This is a genomic window from Pseudomonas asuensis (assembly GCF_014646755.1).
Taxonomy (GTDB): domain Bacteria; phylum Pseudomonadota; class Gammaproteobacteria; order Pseudomonadales; family Pseudomonadaceae; genus Chryseomonas; species Chryseomonas asuensis.
In genome coordinates, this window is sequence record NZ_BMNW01000034.1 from 1 (window position 1) to 5,801 (window position 5,801).

Genomic DNA, 5,801 nt, shown 5'->3' on the forward strand with positions numbered 1-5,801 from the left:
TGAAAGGGCAAACACCGATTGGCTTTATCCTCGGGCAATGGCATAAACAGCCACAGCTCTTTTTAACCGACCCAAACCCCTTCTTCCCGGGACCTAACACCTAGGTTCTGTACGAAAAGTCGGCGAGCGAAGGTCAGGCAAGGCAAAAACAGGCGAGAAACGGTCGGAGTCGCGGCCGACTTTACTGGAGTAAATGAGCATTCCGAGCCGGCTTTTAACGCAGCATGGCCGAGCGCAGGCACTTTACGTACAAAACCTAGGTCTAACTTATATTGTAGCGATGGTGATAGGCGCATATGCATTCTTGAAATATTATAGTAGGCATGGCCACTTAAAAATTAATATTTAACCCACTGATAGTAATCTATGTCTTCACAACTGGTTAGGTACTGATAATGGGCGCTGATCTCTACGTAAATAACTATACTGCCCTACTGGATCAAAGAACCCAATGTAGCGCGTACATCTTTTACTAAGGCAATAAATGCGATTAATAGGGAAGTGAATTGCTGCTCATTCAACGAGCCAATGCCATGTTGGGTACAAAGGCGTAGCGTGTTGTATTCATCTATCGCCAGCCAGCAACCACGCATGGCATTGGCTTCGAAATTCATTTTCATGAGCAAATTCAAGAGCTCCTGATTGGCTATTAGCTGCGTGGAAATTTCGCAATGAATGAATAAAATTGTGCTTCCTGGTGGCATCTCCAAGACTGCTGCTTCGCGTTGATCGTCGCCATAAAGTGCGCATACGCCTTTGTCTATTCGTAGTGAAGTCTTGCAAGCTTTAGCAAAATGATGAAGGAGGTTATCTAGCTGTATGTGGGCATTCACGAGATATATCCTTTTTATGCGAAATTTACTTTTTTAAAAGCAGTTCAAAAAATAAACCAATTATAGATACAGATAATACAACGCTGGAGTTATTTCCATTTTAGCTATGCCTTCATGATTGAGCGATAACAGAACAACGAGACAGATGAGCTTGTATCCTAAATAAGAAGTGCCGCCCTTGCGTCGAAGCCCTAAGAGTTTGAAAGCTATAGAACAGGGAGCCAATCTCGAGCATCGCGTCTTATTTCCATTCAAATAATTACCAAACACTCCAACAGATACCTCTTCGATAAGCTAGGCAGCATTATGTAATGCATCAGAACAATGACTCCTATTCTAAGGCTAGTCAAAAACCAACATTACTGCTTTGCTAGATCAGCCTTTTTGAAGGCTGAAAATAAAGACTTAAATTCGGCCTTTAGTCGGCTTCCAAACTTATCAGGTATTTTTGTTGACGCAGAAGTCTGAATTTCAGGGCCGCCACCGTCCCGTCTGATACCAAAACGATCTGACCAGCTTTTTTTATCGTTCTCGTCCGGCCGCCTCTTTTTCAACTTGTTTCTTGTGGAACCCTGAGCATCTTTATTCTGTTCGAGTTTATGTGTTCTACGGTTAAGGTCTGATGACCTATTTTGTACTATGGAGGAATTGGCAGGGAGCGGTTGATTGCCTAATGGCTGAGAAAGGTGGCTGATATCTCTATTGCTCCCTCCACGGCTTCCCAAAGGTCTCTCGAGTTGAGAAGGTGCAGACATCGTTGGAGAGCCTCTACTCTCCTGAATCGGACTAGCTGTACCTGGTCTAGAACTATTCGCTTCTGACGCGCTAGCAGAGTAGCTTGTAGGCAACGTGGGAGAGTTTCCACCAATTTGCCGTTGCAATATTCCATTAGGCGCACTCAGGGAAAGTTTGTTTGGTGACCGTGATGAAGCGACACTACTCCCAGACGAAGACGGTCTCATATACTCATTTAATAAGCTCTCAGAGTATGCTGGTGGTTTGGGTATAGAATTTCTAAACTCTTGAACACTCGTCCTAAGCCCAGCTAGGTTTTGCTCAAATCCAGTTAAACTTTTCCTAAGGCCTGCCAAGCATTCTTCGAGACTACTCGTATCACTCGAATGGTTTCCATCCAATGAATACAATGCTGAGCTAATCGAAGGTGGTCGCTCAGACTGATGAAGTCTTGGCAACATGCCGTTCTGCCCATCTCTTGCAAGATCTCCGCTGCCACTGATCTGGCTTAATGAGTGTCGTTGCTGAACAACAGGCAGTCTTTGCCCTGCTACATCTGGCAGATTTGAGCCGACGTCAATTATGCCTTGATTGCTAGTAGGTAAGTTACTTTTAATATACATGAAGCCTTTCTCCCCTTCCCAGCAATATCCGTGGTCTTCCTTACGTATCAGTTCCAAGGAAGCATGGCTTTATTTATTTTGGTCCTTGCGCCTACATATCATTGCTTCCAGACCGCCACTTTTATACTGCATGACACCCATGCACAACATTGGCTTTCGTCGTGATGTTGTATAGTGTGGTAGCAACCGGATGCTTTATTTGCATATACGATCAAGGAAAGTAAGCTTAAGGTCATAATGTGCTGGATTTGAGGTATATAAACGAAACGCTACTAGCCACTGCTTCAATTGACCTGCTCCCCGATTTCAGTACCACACTGAACTTAGTAGAGTCCGTTTTCCGAGTAGGAGACGGCAGTGAAAAAGCGTTTTACCGAAGAGCACATTCTCGACTTTCTCAAGCAGGCCGAGGCCGGTATGTCGGTGAAGGAACTGTGCCGACGGCACGGCGTCAGTGATGCCTCGTTCTACACCTGGCGTGCCAAATTCGGTGGCATGACCGTGCCAAACGCCAAGCGACTCAAGGATCTCGAACTGGAGAACAGCCGGCTGAAGAAGCTGCTGGCCGAAGCCCATCTAGACATCGAGTCATTAAAGGTGGTCGTTCGGGGAAAAGGGTAAGCCCGACAGCGCGGCGGGAGGCGGTGCAGGAGATGCAAGCCAGAACCGGCATCTCCGAGCGCCGTGCCTGCCAGCTGGTCGGGCTATCTCGTTCGGTGCTGCGCTATCAACCTCGTTCCAGCGAGCAAAGTATCAAGCTGCAAACCCAACTCGTGGAACTGGCACAGGAGCGTCGGCGCTTTGGCTACCGGCGCTTGCATATATTGCTGCGGCGAGCTGGTGTGCAGGTCAACTACAAGCGGCTCTACTGTGATCTGCTTGATGGAGCACCCCTTCTGAGCATGTAGTACAACTGATCGCGCATCATCGTCCGATGCATATCGATCGATAATAGTCTGAAGAGGCTGTGAGCACTTACCGCAAACGATAACTGTTGCAGGTTCGTTTCTTTGAATGATTGGCTTCATAGTTTCTTCGGGGCCAGCTTTGGAGTTTTCTGCAGATATCAGCTAGACCCCTAATATAGATGAAAGGCCACATTACGGAAGGCCTGAAACTCATCCAGTCTGAGCTATAGCGGCGCTTGCGCGGCGCGATTTTTAGCCCAGGCCACTGCCGCAACGATTACATCACCATGGCAAGCTTTTGGCTTGCAAAAGCAAGCAAGACGTTTTCCATCAAGGTTGAGTAGGTCGGTCGAGGTCACTTCACCATTCTGTATCTGGCGCCAGAGATATTCACGATACTGAGCAATAACCTGGTCACGGTCGCCGTCCTTTCCGATCTGGTAGGGGTTGCCCCAACGACTACCTCGGCCAATATAGATATCGAATGGCTGATGGTGCTTATTGACTACTGTGCACATGCTTCGTGACACGATGACTGATTCAAAGGGGCTAGCACCGATTGAGCTAGCGCCCCTATTTTAAGTCGGTTCGGCAGGCCGAGACCAGGATGGACGTCGCTACAAATCCGCCAAACAATGCAGAGGGAATCCAGGGTACGGCATGGTAAGGGAATAATAGACTCACGATCATAAGAAGCGCGGGCACAAACAGGGCCATGGCCACGTTATACAGGCAGTGCTTATTGCTCATCCTTCGCAAGAGAACCTTCATGTCTATATTAAGCATTCTTTTCGTCCTGGTTTGGCTTACATGACCAAGGACCAAGTGTGCCTAAAGCAGTTCATGTCTTCTTACCAGACTATGAGCTGCTCCTCATTGATATAGCACGCAAGCTTTCTAGGTGCGCTAATTGCAAAGCGCTATAATCAAGCTCTGTCTGATAGCTCTATAGTGAGGAAAGCCCATTGCGGTTCTATGACGCAATCGTCGCGCTCGCGCTTGTAGCCGAAATACACGGTACTGATCGAGCAGTGGCAGATGCAGCTAAACGATATTCCAAAGCGTTACCCAGGCGTTATAGGCAACACATGTTCGACATCATAAATAGCCCTTCCCCTTTGCGCCATATGAAGGTCTTTGTAAGAACGTTACCTGATGACATCATCTCTGCCCTGGATCAACCTGAATGAGCTCAGCACCCCATCGCTGAGTTTTAGGGCTATTGAAAGACCAGCCAGTGAATTTTAACAACCAGAACTAGCATCCTTTAAGACGATAGCATTCTGGGAGTGCTAATTGCTGGTAATTCTTTCTCGCATGACGATCACATCGTATAAATGAGATCATTGAATCATTAAGAAAATGTGCTACTGAACGCTCAGTCGCTCGACCAGGCCCAAGAGCCTAAACATTTATTAGCCGATTGATCTAGGGAGCACATATGGCTGATCAATATCATGTTTATGGTGTCAAGCTAGACCAGAAAGAAGAGCACATTACCTCTCTCAAAGTGCATAAGGTGGGCGAAAAGTACGACTATTGGATACCGCGAGGCTTTATAGCCCAACTGATCCAGTCGGGGCTTCCTTTCAGTGTTCGCTATAAGAAGAATGAAAAATGGTACACAGGCGCAGAAGTGAGCGTCTTCGAAGGCAGCTATTTGCGAGCCAACCCGAACCATACAGCCTTGGACAATCTTAGGAATTTGCCGAGAACATGATCATAGGGCCTAGCTTCGCATAGCGGGTTAACCCCGTTATGCGAATCATCTAACGATGAAAGGCGCTTATAAATCGTGCATCAAGCAATAGTTGATCAGCTGCTTTTCAACGCTTTGCGTCTGTCCAATTATCAGAGCTACTACAACTAGCTTCTCTGACTCATAAACCTCATAGAGCACACGGTAGGTATCATTGAGCATTTCACGATACCTCGTTACCCCTAGAGATGCAGCTTGTTGGCTTACTGGGTAAGCACGAGGGTTTTTCTCAAGCCTTGCCTCTGAACTCTTAACCACTTGGTTAAGCTTCAGCTCTGCCTTTGCAGTTCCTACATGAGTCTCCAAGTGATCAACTTGGTCTAGTAGGCTCTGTTGGGCTGTTGTTGCGTATTTAACTTTGTACGTTGTCGTCATAATGATCCTCTTGTTGATATCGGTGGCATCGCTGTGCCAGTCGACTCAAGAGGTCATCACCTGAAACAAGCTTTCCTTGCTCCTTATCACGGGAGGCAATAGATAGAAGCTTGATTAAAGCAACAGCTTCATCTCTACGTTTACGTTCCTCGTATGACTCAATAACGTAAGCAGGAATGCCATTTTGGGTGATAACCAATGGTCCATCTAGCTCCAGGTCGGCAGCGTTCTTTTTTAAATAACTGATAGTTTCGACTCTCATTGTCGATACCTCTGTTGCATAGCGAAAAAGAGCACATCAGCGATTCCCTAAGCTCTTTCAGTAGCTAGTGGGACTGCTGGTGTCCGAGCTCATATGTGAGCTACAGGACTAAATTTAGGCTAAATTTAGTCCTTTGTCAAGTTCAAAGGTGAGCGACATAAAAATGTCATCAGGGACATAGCTATTTTGGTGTTGCCGTTTGGGTATGCCCCATAGACTACACCTAGGGAAATATCGATACTTAACAGACTGACCAGAAAGTAACCCCCATGCGCGAGGCTCTCAACGCTATTTCGGTGCACTTAT

General features: G+C 46.7%; 7 protein-coding genes and 1 pseudogene. 3 read left to right on the plus strand and 5 right to left on the minus strand.

The annotated features are described in order from the left end of the window. Positions 1–431 precede the first annotated feature (431 nt). Positions 432–833 carry a type III secretion system chaperone gene (locus IEX86_RS24150; protein ID WP_188868700.1) on the minus strand — a complete coding sequence of 134 codons (402 nt, stop codon included), beginning with the start codon at positions 831–833 and terminating at the stop codon, positions 432–434. A 1,715-nt stretch (positions 834–2,548) separates the two neighbouring features. Here IEX86_RS24150 and IEX86_RS24155 point away from each other — a divergent pair. Then, positions 2,549–3,060: pseudogene (locus IEX86_RS24155) on the plus strand (transposase); the annotation flags it as partial. A gap of 263 nt (positions 3,061–3,323) precedes the next feature. On the opposite strand, the gene IEX86_RS24160 reads toward IEX86_RS24155, so the two are convergent. Both IEX86_RS24160 and IEX86_RS24165 read right to left on the minus strand, forming a co-directional pair. Then, positions 3,324–3,617, minus strand: coding sequence for a DUF4326 domain-containing protein (locus IEX86_RS24160; protein ID WP_188868701.1), 294 nt, complete (start codon positions 3,615–3,617; stop codon positions 3,324–3,326). A gap of 55 nt (positions 3,618–3,672) precedes the next feature. Further along, positions 3,673–3,849, minus strand: a complete 177-nt coding sequence (locus tag IEX86_RS24165; RefSeq protein WP_188868702.1) for a hypothetical protein — start codon at positions 3,847–3,849, stop codon at positions 3,673–3,675. Positions 3,850–4,064: 215 nt separating this feature from the next. Here IEX86_RS24165 and IEX86_RS25965 point away from each other — a divergent pair, with 215 nt between their 5' ends. Next, a complete protein-coding gene (locus IEX86_RS25965; protein WP_444544333.1) occupies positions 4,065–4,289 on the plus strand; it encodes a DUF7740 domain-containing protein in 225 nt (74 codons plus the stop codon). A gap of 251 nt (positions 4,290–4,540) precedes the next feature. Then, complete coding sequence (locus IEX86_RS24170) at positions 4,541–4,819, plus strand: DUF3892 domain-containing protein (protein WP_188868703.1); 279 nt, start codon at positions 4,541–4,543, stop codon at positions 4,817–4,819. Between the two features lie 66 nt (positions 4,820–4,885). On the opposite strand, the gene IEX86_RS24175 is transcribed toward IEX86_RS24170, so the two are convergent. Together IEX86_RS24175 and IEX86_RS24180 are read right to left on the minus strand one after the other, a co-directional pair. Continuing rightward, positions 4,886–5,233, minus strand: a complete 348-nt coding sequence (locus IEX86_RS24175) for a type II toxin-antitoxin system RelE/ParE family toxin (protein WP_188868704.1) — start codon at positions 5,231–5,233, stop codon at positions 4,886–4,888. Further along, a complete protein-coding gene (locus IEX86_RS24180; protein ID WP_188868705.1) occupies positions 5,211–5,495 on the minus strand; it encodes a type II toxin-antitoxin system Phd/YefM family antitoxin in 285 nt (94 codons plus the stop codon). The genes IEX86_RS24175 and IEX86_RS24180 overlap by 23 nt, the downstream gene beginning before the upstream one ends. Positions 5,496–5,801: the final 306 nt, after the last annotated feature.